This is a genomic window from Alloiococcus sp. CFN-8 (genome assembly GCF_049943125.1).
Lineage (GTDB): Bacteria > Bacillota > Clostridia > Clostridiales > Clostridiaceae > JAEXZL01.
In genome coordinates, this window is sequence record NZ_CP188040.1 from 2,721,494 (window position 1) to 2,740,596 (window position 19,103).

Genomic DNA, 19,103 nt, shown 5'->3' on the forward strand with positions numbered 1-19,103 from the left:
TTAAAAGCAACTTAAATAAAGAGACCTTCCCATAATGGGAGGGTCTCTTTATTTTAAGCTATCTAATAATGATAGGCACTTATACGTTATAAGTATTTCCCTTTGGAGCCTCGTCTTCTTTTGCTTTTATTTCATAATCTTCTCCTGGAATAATTGCATTTAATATAATTCCAGCTATGGAAGCTACTGCGAGGCTAGAAAGGCTTGCTGTTTCATTTAAGGCTATTGTTACTCCGCCTAGAGCTGTTACCATGATAACTGCAGCTATTACTAGATTTCTGCTCTTTGAGAAATCCACCTGATTTTCAACTAGGTTTCTGATACCTATTGCAGAAATCATACCATAAAGCACGAAGGATACACCACCTACAATTGCTGAAGGAATGGTATTAATAAGTGCTGCAAACTTTGGACTTACAGAGAAGACTATGGCAAAGCAGGCAGCAATTCTTACAACTCTAGGGTCATACACCTTTGTCAGGGCAAGAACTCCTGTATTCTCACCGTAGGTTGTATTAGCAGGACCACCAAAGAGAGAGGCTAAGGTAGTTGCTAAACCATCACCTATAAGAGTTCTGTGAAGACCTGGCTCAGTTATAAAATCCTTACCTGTGGTAGAAGATATAGCAGAGATATCACCAATGTGCTCCATTATTGTTGCAAGAGCTATAGGAGCTATTGCTAGGACTGCACTAATTGCAAGGGATAAGTCCTTAACATTACCAAATACTAAGGCTTCTGCTTTTATAGGAGAACCGAACCATGGAGCATCAAGTACTGGTGTAAAATCTATAACATTCATAAATATTGCAGCTATGTAAGATACTATAATTCCTATAAGAATTGGTACTATTTTAATCATACCCTTACCCCATATGTTGCAGATAATAATAGCTGAGAGGGCAATAAGTGCTAGAGGCCAGTTTGTTTGAGCGCTGGATACAGCTGTTCCTGCAAGGCTGAGACCGATAGCTATAATAATTGGACCAGTAACTATAGGTGGGAAGAATTTCATTACTCTTTTAACTCCAAAGGACTTTATTAAAAATGCAAGAATAAGATAAATAAGACCAGCAGAGGCAACACCAAGACAAGCGTATGGAAGCATTTCAACATTAGCTACTTCCTGTCCGTTTTCTACTATTTTAGGAGCTACTGCAGCATAACCTCCTAAAAAGGCAAAGGATGAGCCTAGAAAAGCAGGAACCTTACCCTTTGTAATAAGGTGAAATAATAGAGTTCCAAGACCAGCCATAAGTAGTGTTGTTGATATATCCAGCCCGGTGATCATGGGAACAAGGACTGTTGCTCCAAACATTGCAAAGGTATGCTGTAGTCCAAGAAGAATCATTTTGGGGGTTCCTAATTCTCTTGCGTCAAAAATACCTTCTTGGTAATCCTGTTTTTTGTTCTTTTCCATAGTAAAGCCTCCTTAAAATGTACTTGTATTACTCTCAAGGAATAAGCTTTATTCCCTGAGGTAAAGAAATTTGCAAAAAAAATCCTGCAATGCACAGGGGCATGGCAAGATTGTAATTTCAAAATTCATAGTCGGAGAGGCATGTACCACTTGGACTATCCAATATTACAATCTTGTCGGGCTTTCTATCCCGAATTAAAGATTTGTTTTGCTTTGAATGTATCTTATCACAATAAAATTACTTTGTAAACAATGTTTATGTATAATTAGAATGATTTATGAATATATATGTCTGTCATTGTTGAATATTCAGAATAATTCATCAAGTTCTACTAATGTACCTTCCAATGCTATCTATTTTCTAACGTAGATAATATCACTTATAGCTCTCTCGGAACCATCACTGGGCCTATTTAGCACCTCCCCGTTGAACCAAATAGTTGCAGAGCCACCACCATCCATCTGGTAAGCATTATGTGCACCATATCTCTTCATTAGCCTTGCCATGCCACCATAATTTAGCCCAGCACTTCCGTTTGAACCTCTTCCATCCACTGTGATGAACAAGAAGGTGCCATCAGCTTTTTGTCCAATAGCCGAGTAGGGAGCCTTATATTTACTTTGGTTACCATCATAGATGTTTTCAACCTTGCCATCAATCACTAGTGCCGTATCAAACCACCAGGTATCGGTAAAGCCCTTATCTAACAGCTGCTCAGTTGAGGTATAATCCTTTGGATCAAATATCACTAGCTTACCGGAGCTAGTTAAAGCACCCATCTTCCCAATGCTTTTTCCAGGGATAAGTCCATATTCAACCTTACCATTTTTTATCATAACAGGGTTGTGATAGGGGGAGGACTTTGGTCTAAAGCCTGAGGCATCTCCATTAATAGCAAGTATTGCGTTATTATTCTTTGCTATAGTGCTGGTTCTCTGTTTAGTATTTACACTTGAGGCATAAGACCCACCTGCAAAGGCAGTGTTAATATCACCACTGATATTATCGCTTTTAATTTCAGCAATCCAATATACTACATTACCACCTTCTAAATACTCACTGTGTTTTTGGATTTTTATCTCTAAGCCTTTTCTTGAATAACTCCATTTGTCTTTGCTAGAAGAAGCCTTGGGTGTTTCTATTTTATTTTTGATTAAATAATTCCCGCTAGCATAAGCTATTTCATCCTTATATTCAATCCGAGACCAACCGTTAGAGCCTATTCCTGTTCTTTTTACTGACTGATTAAGCTTTAAGGCACCAACCTTATCAAAATCAGTACTTGGACCTTTTCTAATATTCAAATCTCCCGTTGCATAGACGGTTTCATTAACCTCAGTAAAGGTAACCTCTGATAATATTTTCTGTCTCTTATTGGAAAGCTCTTCAGTTGCTTTTTTTTCAACTAATTCTTTAGGATCTTCTTTAGGAGCTTCTTTGGCTTTCTGAACTTCTGCTGGCTTGTCCTTAGAAATATCCTCTACCTTAGCTTTATGAGCTTCCTTTTCTTTATTTTCAGTTTCTTCTATTTTGGCTGTCTCTTGTTTTTCATCCAGAACAGGAGTTTCTTCTTTCTTTACGGTATCTTCTTCTCTTTTTTGTTTTTCTTGATCTGCTTGGTATCCATCCTGAGCTATTTCTATTTCTTCTGCTGTAGAGGTTATACTTGATGTAGGTTCGCTTTCTTTTTTACTAATAGGAGTCTTAGTACAGGCAGTTGTGAATAAAATAACAGAAAATGACAAAAATATAAATTTCGATAGATTTTTCATTATAATTTCTCCTTTAAATAAAATATACATAAAATACAGTTTGTAACAAAAGCGTAATTATATATATACTATATAAAAGAGGGGTTGTCTACATAAAAATTACTAAATATTTGATTTAATTTGTCGTATAGCTTATTTAAATAAAAAGCAGTGTATTTGTAGAAAATTTCTTGTTTAATATGAGACATTATATATTCTTAGGTAAATAGTATCCTTTTGATAAGATGCAAGGGCATAGAGGATAAAAAAATACCTTCAAGGCTTATTTGCCTTGAAGGTGTTTTTTAGTATAAGGTTTAAAAATATTACTATTCCTCCACTGTATTATCCTCAGGAACTATAATATTCAATAAAAATGCCACCAAGAATGATAATACTATAGGAGACTTTCCTATTATGTTTTGAACATCCACTGGGAAGAACTGCAGGGAAGCAGTAACAGTGCTTATTCCAACACCAAGAGCTAGAGAAATACCTACGATCATTTTGTTTCTATAGTTTAAGGGTTGCTCCGATATCAGCTGTATTCCAGACATGGTTATGGCAGCAAAAACTGTTACCGTAGCTCCACCAAGTACTGGGTAGGGGATGGTGGTCATTAGTGCTCCGAATTTAGGGCAGAGACCAGCAGCCAGCATAATAAGTCCAACAATGAGGAAAACCCTCTTAGCTACTACCTTAGTTGTAACTATGAGTCCAACATTTTGGCTGTATGGATCCGTAGGAAGACCACCTATGCAGGCTCCCAGCATACCACAGATACCTTGTCCTTTAATAGCTCCTCCAATTTCCTTGTCCGTAGCTTCACGATTGAAGGCACCAATGGCTGTGGAGGATACATCTCCAATGGTCTGTACTGCTTGAACAATATACATTAAAATCATTGAGATAATTGCAGAAGGATGAAATTCTAAGCCCCATTTAAATAGCCTTGGTAGGGATATCCAGGAGGCGCTTTTTACAGTATCAAAGTTAATCATATTTCCCATTATTAAGGCTATAATATAGCCCACACCAATACCTATAAGCATTCCAGATACCTTTACATAACCCTTACCAAAGAAAGAGCAGGCGAGAGTCACACCAAGCACCACTAGAGTTATAAGCCAGTACTTAGGAGCTCCAAAATCCTTCATAGCAGCATTACCGCCAGCCATATAGTTAACTGCAGTGCTATACAGAGATAATCCTATACTCAGCACCACTGTACCGCTAACTATAGGAGGGAAGAATTTTCTTATCTTGCCCATAAGCATTCCCAAGAAAATAGAAGCAAAAGCAGCCACCAGCTGAGCTCCAAAAATTGCTCTTATACCATAGGAAACTCCAATAGCCGTCAAAATAGGCATATAAGCAAAAGCAACACCCATAACATTAGGTAATCCCATTCCAAAACCAAAGATAGGGAAAAGCTGAATTAAGGTAGTTATCCCCCCGATAACCATAGCTGCCTGCATCAAAAGTATTTTGTCACTCTCAGGAAGTCCCAGAAGTTGAGCTACTAGAATGGGTGGAGTAATATTTCCCACTAGCATAGCTAGTACATGCTGCATGGATTGCGGTAAAGCCAACCCAAAAGACGGCTTGCCCGAAATCTCAAATAAAGCACCCTTACTCTTAACAGATTCTTGAACCCTAGAATTTAACATACGTCTAACCCCCTATAATATAATAAGTCCCGTATACTCCTCCCTCACAAAAAAGGGCCTCATCCAACAAAAGGGGTAAAAGGAACTATACCTCCTACCCCTCAAGTTCTTAACTTTTCTTTTTTAAACTCCTAGTTATTACATATTACTCTTAGTTTACCTGCTTTATTCTCTTTTCTCTCTTCTCTGCCCTTACTTAATATGTGTTCCTGTTTCTCCACTAATCCCACTCTTAGCCTTCTCCAGCAGGGTTATCAAAGCACTGCGATTAGGAGCGGAAGAGGCAAATTCTACAGCAGCCTGTACCTTTGGCAGCATAGAGCCAGGAGCAAAGTGTCCCTCAGCCATATACTGTTTTGCTTCCTCTACGGTGATATTGTCTAGCCATTTAACCTCAGGCTTTCCAAAGTTTATCGCTACCTTTTCTACAGCAGTGAGGATTATCAGGAAGTCAGCATCTACCTCTTGTGCCAGTAGGCAGCTAGCAAAATCCTTATCTATTACAGCACCAGCACCCTTTAGGTGGTTGCCTTCTCTAGTTACAGGAATACCGCCACCTCCACAGGAGATAACTACTTCACCCGCATTAATAAGGCTCTTAACTGTTTCTATTTCTATTATTTCCTTTGGCTTTGGAGAGGCTACAACTCTTCTATAGCCTCTGCCTGAATCCTCAATTACCTTAAAGCCATTTTTCTCAGCTAGCTTTGCTTCTTCTTCATTCATAAACTGGCCAATTGGCTTAGTTGGGTTCTTGAAGGCAGGGTCATCAGAATCTACCCTTACCTGAGTGATTATAGTTGTTACGGATTTTTTTATTCCTCTATCTAATAATTCCTCTCTAAGAGCATTTTGAAGATCATAGCCTATGTAAGCCTGGCTCATTGCCACGCACACAGACAGGGGAGTAAAGGTAGGAGAGGAGGGATTCTGTTTTCCGTAAACAGTCATTGCTTGATCTATCATACCCACCTGAGGACCGTTTCCATGGGATATTATAACCTCGTAGCCTGCCTCTATTAAATCGGCAATAGCCTTTGAGGTATGCTTAACTGCTATCATCTGCTCTGGGAGGGTATTGCCTAAGGCGTTTCCTCCAAGAGCTATAACTATTCTCTTTGTCATAAGGCTCCAGCTCCTTTATTAGTCAAATTTTCTCTTTGCAGCTCTTTCTTCTAAAGCCTTAAGAGTTCTCTGTGGATCCTGGAACTTGCTTAGGAATATCATAGCTGCTATGATATATGGCTTATAGCTTGCTTCCTTGTAAAGAGGATCTCTATAGCGATCAAATACTGATGCATCAACCTCACCAGTTTCACAGCTAACTCCAGTGATATCAGCAGGTAGGCAGTGAAGGTATAAAGCCTTTCCGTCCTTTGTGAGCTTCATCATTTCCTCTGTGCAAGCCCAATCCTTATGCTGTGCATTTTGTGCTAATAGTTCCTTCTCTAAAGCCTTTATTCCATCAAAATCATTGTTTCCATAGAGCTCGGTACGCTTTTCCATGGCTACAAAAGGAGCCCAGCTCTTTGGATATACTATATCAGCATCCTTGAAGGCTTCCTCCATGCTGTGAGTTTTTGTAAAGGAACCACCGGATTTCTTAGCATTTTCCTTAGCAACCTCTTCTACCTCGGACATTATTTCATAGCCCTCTGGATGAGCAAGAACAACCTCCATACCCATACGAGTCATAAGACCTACGATACCCTGAGGTACTGAAAGTGGCTTTCCATAGGAAGGGGAGTATGCCCAAGTCATAGCTATCTTCTTACCCTTAAGATTTTCCACTCCACCAAACTCATGGATAATGTGAAGCATATCAGCCATGGCTTGAGTTGGATGGTCTATATCACATTGAAGATTAACTAGGGTAGGTCTCTGCTCTAATATGCCAGCTGCATTCCCATCCTGAACGGCCTGAGAAACCTCTTTCATATAAGTGTTTCCTTTACCAATGTACATATCATCTCTAATTCCTATAACATCTGCCATAAAGGAGATCATATTAGCTGTTTCACGAACGGTTTCTCCATGAGCAATCTGAGATTTTCCTTCATCTAAATCCTGAACCTCAAGTCCTAATAGATTGCAGGCAGAGGCAAAGCTGAAGCGGGTACGAGTTGAGTTGTCACGGAATAGAGATATTCCAAGACCGCTTTCAAAAACCTTAGTGGAAATATTATTTTCTCTCATGAAGCGAAGAGCATCAGCTATGGTAAAAACAGCCTCCAGCTCGTCATCAGTCTTTTCCCAAGTTAGGAAAAAGTCGTTGTTGTACATTTCCTTGAAGTTTAGCTTATTCAGCTTCTCAATATAGTCGTTTAAAGTTTTCATGTTAATCCCCCTTAAAATTCTTTCATTATATTTAATTTCTAGGAGAGGAAGGGTAGCTCCCTCTCTTAGATTAGATGGTTTACCTTATTTAAAATACATTTCAGGTAATGCAGCATATACAGCAGCACACTTAACAAGATCATCCTTCCAGGTCTTTTCGTTAGGTGCATGAGCCTGTGCTTCTGCTCCAGGACCAAAGCCTATAACAGGAATTCCGTTACGTCCCATGATGGAAACTCCATTGGTGGAGAATGTCCACTTATCAGTAAGAGGACGATTTATTCTGGATTCATGAGTTTCTGAGGAGCCGGATCTTGAGGTTCCATAAAGTCCCTCATAAGCTTCTTCCATGGCCTTTGTTAGCTTGTGATCCTCTGGAAGCACCCAAGTAGGGAAGTAGCATTCAATAGGATATACCAGACCTGTGAAGCTTGGTCTTTCATAGTCGTACATTGATACCTTAGCACCATATTTCTTTACAGCAGGAAGATTTCTGATTTCTTCTAAGCAGCTCTCCCAGGTCTCGCCAGCAGTCATTCTGCGATCTAAGGAGATAGAGCAGGAATCAGCAACGGCACAGCGGCTAGGGGAGGTGAAGAATATTTGAGAGGTGGTAACAGTACCTCTACCTAAGAAGTTAGCTTCCTTCCATTCAGGATTATATTTTTCATCCAGCATTTTTACTAGACCTTTGATTTCTTTATCCTCTGCTGCATCATTTTCATTGAGATCACGGATGTTCATGAGTATTTCAGCCATCTTGTAAATAGCATTATCTCCTCTTTCTGGAGCGGAGCCGTGGCAGGAAATACCCTCAACGTCAACACGGATTTCCATACGTCCTCTTTGACCTCTATAAATACCACCATCCGTAGGCTCTGTGGAAACTACAAACTCTGGTCTGATTTTATCTTCTTTTATAATGTACTCCCAGCATAGTCCATCACAGTCTTCCTCTTGAACGGTACCAACCACTAAGGCTGTATATTTATCTGTTAAAAGTCCTAGATCCTTCATTATTTTTGCTCCATAAACGGAGGAAACAATTCCACCAAGCTGGTCTGAAGTACCTCTTCCACCTATTTCACTATCAGTTTCATAGCCCTCATAAGGATCAAAGGACCAGTTAGCTCTATTTCCTATTCCTACAGTGTCAATATGAGCATCGAAGCCAATTAAGGTTTCACCAGTTCCCATGTATCCAAGGACATTACCCATAGGATCAATTTCTACCTTATCAAAGCCTAAGGCCTTCATCTCAGCCTCAATCCTTTTGATTACTCCTTCTTCCTCACAGCTCTCGCCAGGTATAGCCACTAAGTCTCTTAAAAACTTAGTCATGGCTGGCAAGTAGGCTTGTGATGCTTCTTTTACTTTTTCAAAATTCATATTAAACCCTCCCAATAGGTATTATAGTTTGATTAATCAATCTAATTCACTGAAAAAAATATAATGCTATTTTAGTAATACTGTTTTCCTTCCCAAACGATTTCCTTATATCTATCAGGATCTGTATCGCCTTCTGTGGAGAAGAGCAGTACCTTTGATTGTTCATTAAGCTCCAGAGCTGTTTTTAAAGGCTCAAGCTCTGCCATGGTCATTATAGAGTATAGAGCAGCAAAGCCAGCAGCTCCTGATTCCCCTGATACTACCTGTGGATCACCCTTTATAGGGGCACTGAGAATTCTCATAGCCTTTGCAGCAGCCCAGTCTGGTAAGGAAATAAAGGCGGTGGAATGATTCTTTAATATGTCCCAGGAGATTGTATTTGGTTCTCCACAGGCAAGACCAGCCATTATAGTTTCCATATCACCGGTAACGATTCTTTCCTTGCCATCTCCAGCAACAGCACCCTTGTACAGACAATCTGCTGCTTCGGCTTCTACAATTACTACCTTTGGTGGATTATTAGGGTATCTATTGGTGAAGTATCCCTGAACAGCTCCTGCTAGAGAACCAACCCCGGCTTGTACAAATATATGAGTAGGGGCTTCGATTCCTGCTTCTGCTAGCTGCTCATCAGCCTCCATGGCCATTGTTCCATAGCCCTGCATGATCCAGGAGGGGATTTCCTCATAGCCTTCCCAGGCCGTGTCCTGAACTACTACTCCATTAGGAGTTTTTGCTGCTTCTGCTGCAGCCATTCTTACACATTCATCGTAGTTGACCTCTTCTATGGTAGCCTTTGCTCCTTCAGCTATTATGTTATTAAGTCTTGTGAGGGTAGAGCCCTTAGGCATATAAACCACTGACTTTTGCCCCAGCTTATTTGCTGCCCAGGCAACACCTCGACCATGGTTACCATCGGTAGCTGTGAAGAAGGTGGCTTGACCGAATTCTTCTCTTAACTGTGGAGAGGTAAGAGTATCAAAGTCCAGCTCTGCAACATCTCTTCCAGTTTCCTTAGCTATGTACCTAGCCATGGAAAAGGATCCACCAAGAACCTTAAAGGCATTGAGTCCAAAACGATAGGATTCATCCTTAATGAAAATACTAGCAAGGCCCAAGTGTTCTGACATCCTTCTTAGATCTGCAAGAGGTGTCTTTTCATAACCTGGTATGGTTTTATGAAAGCCTCTAGCTTTTTTTACTTCCTCTAAAGCCATAACCTTTAGGCTTTCATCGTTAGTTTTAGTCATAGAATTTAAAGTCCATTTAATATTTTTCATTAATTACCTCCTCATAAAAAGGAATGCTCCTGACTATTTATTAACAAATTTATACGTTTTCATAATAGCATATTTAAATTATATATCAAGTTCTTTTTCAAAAGAATTCGGTAAATAAAAAATTTTCAATTAATATTGCTTTTTTCTAGCCCTTGGTGTTAGTATAAAAATATACAGGGATAAATTCCTGAGGATAAAGTATTAACAAATTTATACAAAAATTAGTGAAAAGTTTAAGTAGGAATTGGATTAAATAACATCTTTCATTGTTAAAAATTTAATTTTTTTTGATACTTATTTGATTGATTAATCAAACTAAGAACCATAGAACTTGAGATTCGGCCATTTAAGTATAAAGATAACGGGGGAGAATAATATGTTTTTATTTGTAAATGGAAAGGTTATCACCAGAGATGACAAGAGACCCTTAATAGAAAATGGAGCTGTTGCAGTGCAGGGAAATGAAATTCTTAAGGTTGGGGCTGAAGAAAGCCTCCGAAAAGAATTTCCAGAGGCAGAGCTTATCGATGCTAGAGGCGGACTCATAATGCCGGGACTAATAAATACACATAACCATATCTATAGTGCTATGGCTAGAGGCTTATCAATAAATGGCTATAATCCTCAGGGCTTCTTAGATATTCTAGATGGAATGTGGTGGACAATAGATAGACATCTTACCTTAGAGCAGACAAGACAAAGTGCTATAGCTACTTATATTGACTGCATAAAAAATGGAGTAACTACAGTATTTGATCACCATGCAAGCTTTGGTACTGTAGCTGATAGCCTCTTCACCATTGCCGATGCAGCAGAGGAGCTGGGAGTTCGTACATGCCTCTGCTATGAGGTGTCCGATAGGGATGGAAAGGAAAAGACCAGGGCAGCTATTAAAGAAAATGCTGATTTTATTAGATATACAGAGGGTAAGAAGGAGGATATGCTTAAGGGAATGATGGGACTTCATGCCTCCTTTACTATATCTGATGAAACCTTTGCCCTATGTAGAGAAAACACTCCTGATAATGTGGGCTATCATATTCATGTGGCAGAAGGAATAGAAGATCTTCACCATTCCTTAAAGCACTATGGCAAGAGAGTTGTGAACAGGCTTATGGACCTGGGAATCTTAGGACCTAAGACCATAACTGCTCACTGCATCTATGTTAATCCTCAGGAGATGGACCTATTAAAGGAGACAGATACCATGGTGGTTCATAATCCTGAATCTAATATGGGAAATGCCTGCGGATGTCCTCCAACCCTAGAGCTTTACAAGAGAGGCGTATTATCAGGCCTTGGTACCGATGGCTATACCAATGATATGTTCGAATCCTACAAGGTTGCAAATTTACTACATAAGCATTCCTTATGCGACGCTACCGTAGCCTGGGGAGAGATACCATCAATGCTTTTTGACGGAAACAGAAGAATTGCCAATAGATATTTTGAAAAACCTTTAGGAATATTAAAGGAGGGAGCTGCCGCCGATGTGGTAATTGCAGATTATAACCCTCTTACACCTTTAACTGCTGACAATATAAACGGTCACATGCTTTTTGGACTAAATGGAAGCAAGATTGTAACTACCATGATCAATGGAAAATTGCTTATGAAGGATAGAGAGCTTTTACACATTGATGAGGCTAAGGCCATGGCAGAATGCAGAGAACAGGCAGAGCTTTTGAAAAAAAGTATTAATGGATAGGAGAGAAGAAAGCTATGGGAGATAGGATGACACCCATTCCCTTTAAAAATTTAATGGAATGGATATTTAAGGAAAAGAAGAAAACAGGAAGAGTCTTTGGAATTTATAAGCCCTTTGTAAAGGAAAAGGAACAGTTCATAAATATCTTCAATGAGAAGATAGAAACACCCTTTGGTCCTGCAGCAGGGCCAAGCACCCAGCTAGCGCAGAATATAATAGCAGCCTATTATTCAGGAAGCCGCTTCTTTGAGCTAAAGACTGTGCAGATACTTGATGGAGAGGATCTCCCAGTTAATAAGCCTTGTATCCTGGCAGAGGATGAAGGCTATAACTGTGAATGGTCTACAGAGCTCAGGGTTCCTGAGGCTTATGAGGAATATGTAAAGGCTTGGTTTGCTTTAAAGGTAATCTCAAGAGAGTTTAACCTAGGGGCAGAGGATGGCTTTGTATTCAATATGAGTGTTGGCTATGACCTGGCAGGAATCAAATCAGAGAAGATTGATACCTTCATAGAAGGCTTGAAAAATGCAGAAAACACTCCTATATGGAAGGAATGCATGGCTTACCTTAAGGAGAATATTGACTCCTTTAACAATATAGATATGAGCTTTGTAGAGGGAATATCCCCTAAGATATGTACCTCCATCACCGTTTCTACCCTTCATGGATGTCCTCCTCAGGAAATTGAGAGTATTGGACAGTATCTCATAAAGGAAAAGCACCTAAATACCTTTATTAAATGCAATCCAACCCTTTTAGGCTATGAGAAGGCTAGAAAGATAATGGATGATATGGGCTATGATTATGTGGCCTTTGGAGATTTTCATTTTAAGGATGACCTTCAATTTGAGGATGCAGTCCCAATGCTTAAAAGGCTGCAGGCCCTGGCAGATACGGAAGGAGTAGAATTTGGAGTTAAGATAACCAATACCTTCCCTGTGGATGTTACAAGGAATGAGCTTCCCAGTGAGGAAATGTATATGTCTGGTCGCTCCCTCTGTGTCCTTTCCTTATCCGTAGCTCATAAGCTTTCTGAGGCCTTTAATGGAAAGCTGAGAATATCCTACTCTGGTGGTGCGGATTACTTTAATATAGAGGAAATCTATAACCTGGGTATATATCCTATAACCCTCGCTACCTATTTCCTTAAGACCGGTGGAATATTAAGAGGAACTCAGATTGCAGAGCAGCTTGAAAACCTTGAGTATAACACCACTGATAGAGTAGATGTGGATAAGCTTTATTCCTTCATTGAAGGATTAAAAGTGAATAAACGCTATAGAAAGAGCATAAAACCACTTCCTTCAAGGAAGATAAATAAAAAGGTTCCTCTATTTGACTGCTTCATCGCACCATGCAGCTATCAGTGTCCTATAAATCAGGATATTCCAACCTATATCAAGCTTCAGGGAGAAAATAAAGCCTTAGAAGCTCTTAGGGTGATAGTAGATAAAAATCCACTACCTTTTATCACTGGAACTATCTGCAGTCATACCTGTATGAATAAGTGCACCAGAAATTTTTACGAGGAATCGGTTAACATAAGAAGCACCAAGCTAAAGGCAGCAGAAGAGGGCTATCAGGAGCTTATAAAGGAGTTAAAGCCACTACCAAACCTTAAAAATAAGAAGGTTGCTGTAGTTGGAGGAGGTCCTGGAGGAATAGCTGCTTCATACTTCCTAGCTAGAGAAGGTGCTGAGGTTAAGGTCTTTGAAAAGAAAGAAAATATAGGTGGAGTTATCACTAATGTAGTGCCTGAATTTAGAATAGCTAAGGAGGCTGCAGATAAGGATATATCCCTGGCAAGAGCTTTAGGAGTGGAGTTTGAGACTAATCATCCTATAAATTCCCTAGAAGAGCTTAAGGCCTTAGGCTATGAAGAGGTAATATTAGCTGTGGGAGCCTATAAGGGTACCCCTCTTAATATAGGCTGCAGCAATGAAATGAATGCCATAGAATTTTTAGAAGCCTGTAGAAAGGCTCCAGAAACTATCACCTTTGGAAAGAATGTTGTGATAGTGGGAGCTGGAAACACCGCTATGGATGCTGCTAGGGCAGCTAAAAGAGGTGAAGGTGTAGAAAACGTATATGTTGTATATCGCCGTACTAAAAAGTATATGCCTGCCGATGAGGAAGAGCTGGAGCTGGCCTTAGAGGAAGGAGTAATATTCTTAGAGCTCCTAGCACCAGCTAGCTGGAGAGAAGGTAAGCTCCTATGCAATAAGGTTGTTTTAGGAGAGATGGATGCCTCAGGAAGACAGAAGCCTGTGGTTACAGAAGCCTTGGTAGAGGTGCCCTGCGACTTACTGGTGGCAGCTCTAGGTGAAAAGGTTGACGGCTCCTACTATGAAAGTCTTGGACTTCAGATAAATTCCAGAGGCTATGCAGTAATCCATCCTGAAACTATGGAAGGCTCAATTCCAGGAGTTTATGTGGTAGGGGATGGAGCAAATGGTCCAGCTACAGTAGTTGAGGCCATAAGAGATGCAAATAAGGCTGCTAATTCTATAATGAATATTCTTCCTAGATTAGAGATAAGACAGCAGCAGTCAATGGAACCTCTTATGAAGAAGGGTATAGTACTTCCAGCAGAGGAAGCTTCTAATGAAGCAGAGCGCTGCTTAGAATGTAATGTTATCTGTGAGGCTTGTACAGAAGTATGTCCTAATAGAGCAAATGTTTCTATAGCAGTTCCTGGAAATAGAATGGCTACAATAATTCATGTAGACTATATGTGCAATGAGTGTGGAAACTGCAGGAGCTTCTGCCCTTATGACAGTGCTCCATATAAGGATAAGCTTACCCTCTTTAATAACAAAGAGGATATGCTAAACAGCGATAATCAGGGCTTTACCCTTTTAGATGAAAACGAGAAGACCTTTTTGATTCGCTTAGGGGGACAGTTAAAGGAGATAAAACTCTTTGATGAGGCTTCCTTAAACAAGGAGCTTACACTGGAGAAAGAGATTAGAAATTTAATCTCCACGGTTTATCATAACTATAGTTATTTATTGATGAAATAAATTATTAAAAGAGGCGTGAAGAATATGGATATTATTCTTAAGGGAGGAGAAATAGTAGCTCCTCAGGGAAGTAAACGAGCTGATGTGGAAATTAAGGATGGGAAGATAGCTAGAATAGGAGAGGATTTATCCTCTCCTGAGGCTAGAATTATCGATGTACAGGGAAAGTTACTTTTTCCAGGGTTTATTGATACCCATACTCATTTTAAGCTGGACGCTGGAGACTTTTTTACCGCTGATGATTTTTATACTGGTACAAAGGCAGCCATAGCAGGCGGTACAACAATGGTACTGGATTTTGCTACACAGAACAAAGGAGAAACCTTAAGTGAAGCTTTAGAAATCTGGTATAAAAAAGCTGAAAATCAAGCAAGCTGTGATTACAGCTTCCACATGTCTATCAGTGAGTGGACTCCTGAAATCTTAGAGGAGCTAAAGACTATGACTGAGGAGGGGATTACCTCCTATAAGCTCTATATGGCCTATGACAATTTAAAGGTTAGGGATAACGAGATATTAGAAATCCTTAAGGCTGTGAAGGAACAGGGGGGAATCATAGGGGTTCACTGTGAAAATGGAGATCTCATCAATGAGCTTATTAGAGAGGAAAAGGAAAAGGGGAATTTATCCCCTAAGGCCCATCCTGTCTCAAGGCCTGATGAGATAGAGGCAGAAGCTGTGAATCGATTATTAACCATTGCTCGTCTTGCAGAGTCTCCTGTAAATATAGTTCACTTAAGCAGTGCTTTGGGCTATAAGGTGATAGAAAGGGCAAGGCTTGAGGGACAGAAGGTATATGTGGAAACCTGTCCTCAATATCTCCTCCTTGATGATTCAAAGTATCTTTTAGAGGACTTTGAGAGTGCCAAATATGTTTTATCTCCTCCCCTTAGAAAGGAAAAGGACATAGCTACCTTGTGGCAGGCTATGAGGGAAGGAAAAATAGAAACCATAGGTACGGACCACTGCAGCTTTAATTTTAAAGGTCAGAAGGAAAGAGGTCTTATGGATTTTTCCAAAATACCTAATGGTATGCCAGGGGTGGAGCATCGTCCAGTGCTTCTATATACCTTCGGTGTTAAGGAAGGAATATTAAGTAAGGAACAGCTCTGTGCCCTTTTATCCACCAATGCTGCTAAGCTTTTTGGAATGTATCCTCAAAAGGGAGCTATAGCCGAGGGTAGTGATGGAGATATAGTGGTTTGGGATCCTGAATATAATGGAAGGATAACTAAGGAGGAGCAGCTTCAGAACGTTGACTATACCCCTTATGAGGGAATGGAAACCTTCGGAAGAGCAGAATATGTATTCTTGAGAGGAATTCCTGTAGTAGAGCAGGGCAAGCTTCTCATAGAAAACCAGGGAAAATTTATCCCAAGAGGAAGAACTCAAGAATTATAAATAATAATATGTGTAAGGTCACAGGAAAGGAAAATTCATATGTTTTTATTAAATATTAATGGTAAGGACGTTGAAGTAAAAGAGGACAAGAAGTTAATGACCCTCTTAAGAGATGACTTGAGAATCACCTCCGTTAAGGATGGCTGTAGTGAAGGTATCTGCGGAACATGTACTATTCTTGTAGACGGTAAAAAGATAAAGGCATGTAGTCAACTAGCTTCTAAATATCAAGGTAAAAAAATACTCACTGTAGAAGGCTTAAGTGAAAGAGAAAAAGCTGTTTATGTTTATGCCTTTGGAGAAGCAGGAGCAGTACAGTGTGGCTTTTGTATCCCTGGTATGGTAATCTGTGCAAAGGCTCTTTTAGATGAAAATTTAAACCCAACAAGAGAAGAGGTTAAGAAAGCTTTAAGAGGAAATATCTGTAGATGTACTGGTTATGTAAAAATAGAAGAAGCCATTTTAATGGCAGCGAAAATCTTTAGAGAAAATCTAGAGGTTCCTAAGAATGAATCCACAGGAGCAATGTCTTCAGATATGCACAGAGTAGATGTTGAAGAAAAGGTGTTGGGCACAGGGGTATATGTTGATGATATTATTCTTCCTGGAATGCTCTATGCTAAAGCTCTTAGGAGCAAATATCCTAGAGCCAAAGTAAATAAAATTGATATATCAAAGGCTCTCCTCCATGAGGATTGTGTGAAGATACTTACAGCAAAGGATGTACCTAATAATGTAATTGGCCATCTGGTTCAGGACTGGGATGTTATGATTCCTGAGGGTGAGATTACAAGGTATGTGGGAGATGCATTAGCTTTAGTTGCAACTAATCATAAGGAAACCTTAGATGAGGTACTAGCTCTTATTGAGGTAGATTATACTGAGCTTACTCCTGTAACAAATCCTGCTGATGCCCTTAAGGCTGATGCTCCATTAATCCATGCTGATGGAAATGTTATGAGTAAAGAGCTCCTTAAGAAGGGAAATGTAAAAGAAGCTATTAAGAATTCAAAATATGTGGTAACTAGAAAATATAAAACTCCTTTCCAGGAGCACGGCTTCATGGAACCAGAATGTGCAATAGCCATGCCTGAAGGAGAGGATGGAATACTTCTTTACTCAGGATCTCAGTCTGTATATGATGAGCAGCATGAAATTTCCTTAATGCTTAATATACCACCGGAAAAGGTACACTGCCAATCAAAGCTTGTAGGTGGCGGCTTTGGAGGTAAGGAGGATATGAGCGTTCAGCATCATGCAGCTCTTATGGCATGGCACACAAAGAGACCGGTTAAGGTTAAGTTCTCAAGACAGGAGAGCTTAGATTATCATACTAAGCGTCATGCCATGGAGATGGAATTTACCACCGCTTGCGATGAGGAAGGAAACCTTACAGCTATGAAGGCCTTTATCATTGCAGATACAGGAGCTTACGCATCCTTAGGAGGACCAGTGCTTCAAAGAGCATGTACTCATGCTGCAGGTCCTTACAATTATCAGAACATCGAAATTCTTGGAATGTCTGTATACACCAACAATGTAGTTGGAGGAGCCTTCAGAGGCTTCGGAGTTACCCAAAGCTGCTTTGCTATAGAAAACAATATAAACCTTTTAGCGGAGATGGTGGGTATATCCCCTTGGGAGATAAGATATAAAAATGCTATTAGACCAGGACAGGTGCTTCCTAATGGACAGATAGCTGATGAGAGTGTAGGTATGGCAGAATGTCTTGAGGCTGTAAAAGAGGACTTTGAAAGCAGTCCTTATGCAGGTATAGCCATAGGCTTTAAAAACAGTGGAACGGGAGTAGGCTTAAAGGATATAGGAAGATGTCTTCTTTCTGTAGAGAAGGGCATAGTTCATATCAGGACCTCCGCCGCTTGTATGGGACAGGGAATTGCAACCATGTGTACCCATATGGTATGCGAAACCACAGGACTGGATCCTAAGTTAACCTATCATGAGGCTCCAGATACAGTACGTACTCCAAACTCCGGTACAAGTACCGCTTCCAGACAAACAGTAGTTACTGGTGAGGCTACTAGAAGAGCTGCAGAAAAGCTTAAGGAAGCCTTAGATAAGGCTGGCTCCTTAGAAGCTCTTGAGGGAATGGAATTCTTCGGAGAATACTCTGCTGTAACTGATCCTATGGGAGCTCCTAAGGAGAACCCTATAAGCCATGTAAGCTACAGCTACGGAGCTCAGGTGGTTATATTAGATGAAAAGGGTAAGGTAGAGAAGGTAGTAGCTGCTTATGATGTTGGAACTCCTGTTAATCCTAAGTCTGCAGAAGGTCAGATCGAAGGCGGTATAGTTATGGGCCTTGGCTATGCTCTCACAGAAGACTTTAAAACAGAGGGTGGCTATCCAAAAACTAAGCTTGGAACCTTAGGGCTCATGAGAGCCAATGAGGCACCAAAAATAGAGGTAAAGCTAGTTAAAGGACCAGGAAAAATTCCTCAGGCCTACGGTGCAAAGGGTGTAGGAGAGCTTTGCCTGATACCAACAGCTCCTGCTTGCTCTCATGCTTATTATCGCTTAGATCGTAAGCTTAGATGCCAGCTGCCTTTAAGAGATACCTTTTATAAAAAAGAGAAGTAAGGTACACTATAAATGAAAAGAAGTAAGCTGATAAGCTCTTAAGGGCTATCAGCTTACTAATATCTAAATTACTAGGAGGAATAATTATGAATAAAAAAGCAATAATTTCAGATAAGGCTCCAGCAGCCGTAGGACCATATGTTCATGGAGTACAGGTAGGAAATCTATTCTTCATTTCAGGCCAGCTAGGCTTAGACCCAGTAACTGGTGTCATGGTAGAAGGAGTAGAGGCTCAAGCTCATATGGCTTTAAAGAATCTAGGAGCAATCTTAGAAGAAGTAGGCTCTAGCTATAATGACGTAGTAAAAACCACTATTTTCTTAAAGGATATGGGAGATTTTGCTCTAGTTAACAGCATATATTCAGAGTATTTCAATGATGAAAAGCCTGCTAGATCCTGCATCGAGGTGGCAAGACTGCCTAAGGATGGGGTTGTGGAGATTGAGGCGATAGCGGTAGTTAAATAGAGGTAAGAGGTAAGAGGTAAGAGGTAAGAGGTAAGAAGTAAGAGATAGAGGATAA

General features: G+C 40.1%; 12 protein-coding genes. 5 read left to right on the plus strand and 7 right to left on the minus strand.

What is annotated here, in order from left to right; translation table 11 throughout:
• Positions 1-79 precede the first annotated feature (79 nt).
• The 7 genes from ACPWSR_RS12725 to dpaL form a co-directional block, all read right to left on the minus strand.
• Positions 80-1,420, minus strand: a complete 1,341-nt coding sequence (locus tag ACPWSR_RS12725; RefSeq protein ID WP_426348606.1) for a uracil-xanthine permease family protein — start codon at positions 1,418-1,420, stop codon at positions 80-82.
• Between the two features lie 354 nt (positions 1,421-1,774).
• Complete coding sequence (locus tag ACPWSR_RS12730; protein WP_426348607.1) at positions 1,775-3,193, minus strand: phosphodiester glycosidase family protein; 1,419 nt, start codon at positions 3,191-3,193, stop codon at positions 1,775-1,777.
• 308 nt (positions 3,194-3,501) lie between these two features.
• Positions 3,502-4,842, minus strand: a complete 1,341-nt coding sequence (locus tag ACPWSR_RS12735; protein WP_426348608.1) for a uracil-xanthine permease family protein — start codon at positions 4,840-4,842, stop codon at positions 3,502-3,504.
• A gap of 192 nt (positions 4,843-5,034) precedes the next feature.
• On the minus strand, positions 5,035-5,967 hold the full coding sequence (gene arcC / locus ACPWSR_RS12740) for a carbamate kinase (RefSeq protein WP_426348609.1): 933 nt from the start codon (positions 5,965-5,967) through the stop codon (positions 5,035-5,037).
• Between the two features lie 18 nt (positions 5,968-5,985).
• A complete protein-coding gene (ygeW, locus tag ACPWSR_RS12745) occupies positions 5,986-7,179 on the minus strand; it encodes a knotted carbamoyltransferase YgeW (protein ID WP_426348610.1) in 1,194 nt (397 codons plus the stop codon).
• Between the two features lie 84 nt (positions 7,180-7,263).
• Positions 7,264-8,568: a YgeY family selenium metabolism-linked hydrolase gene (locus ACPWSR_RS12750; protein WP_426348611.1), complete on the minus strand. Its 1,305-nt coding sequence runs from the start codon at positions 8,566-8,568 to the stop codon at positions 7,264-7,266.
• Positions 8,569-8,639: 71 nt separating this feature from the next.
• The gene (gene dpaL, locus ACPWSR_RS12755; RefSeq protein ID WP_426348612.1) at positions 8,640-9,848 is read right to left on the minus strand and encodes a diaminopropionate ammonia-lyase; all 1,209 of its coding nucleotides are present in this window, start codon (positions 9,846-9,848) and stop codon (positions 8,640-8,642) included.
• A gap of 376 nt (positions 9,849-10,224) precedes the next feature.
• Between dpaL and ssnA the strand changes: the two genes are divergently transcribed.
• From ssnA to ACPWSR_RS12780, 5 genes are all read left to right on the plus strand, one after another.
• Positions 10,225-11,556 carry a putative aminohydrolase SsnA gene (gene ssnA / locus ACPWSR_RS12760; RefSeq protein WP_426348613.1) on the plus strand — a complete coding sequence of 444 codons (1,332 nt, stop codon included), beginning with the start codon at positions 10,225-10,227 and terminating at the stop codon, positions 11,554-11,556.
• 14 nt (positions 11,557-11,570) lie between these two features.
• On the plus strand, positions 11,571-14,579 hold the full coding sequence (gene ygfK, locus ACPWSR_RS12765) for a putative selenate reductase subunit YgfK (protein ID WP_426348614.1): 3,009 nt from the start codon (positions 11,571-11,573) through the stop codon (positions 14,577-14,579).
• 24 nt (positions 14,580-14,603) lie between these two features.
• Complete coding sequence (hydA, locus tag ACPWSR_RS12770) at positions 14,604-15,980, plus strand: dihydropyrimidinase (protein WP_426348615.1); 1,377 nt, start codon at positions 14,604-14,606, stop codon at positions 15,978-15,980.
• A gap of 39 nt (positions 15,981-16,019) precedes the next feature.
• Positions 16,020-18,581, plus strand: a complete 2,562-nt coding sequence (xdh, locus tag ACPWSR_RS12775) for a selenium-dependent xanthine dehydrogenase (protein WP_426348616.1) — start codon at positions 16,020-16,022, stop codon at positions 18,579-18,581.
• An 86-nt stretch (positions 18,582-18,667) separates the two neighbouring features.
• Positions 18,668-19,048, plus strand: a complete 381-nt coding sequence (locus ACPWSR_RS12780) for a RidA family protein (RefSeq protein ID WP_426348617.1) — start codon at positions 18,668-18,670, stop codon at positions 19,046-19,048.
• Positions 19,049-19,103 lie beyond the last annotated feature (55 nt).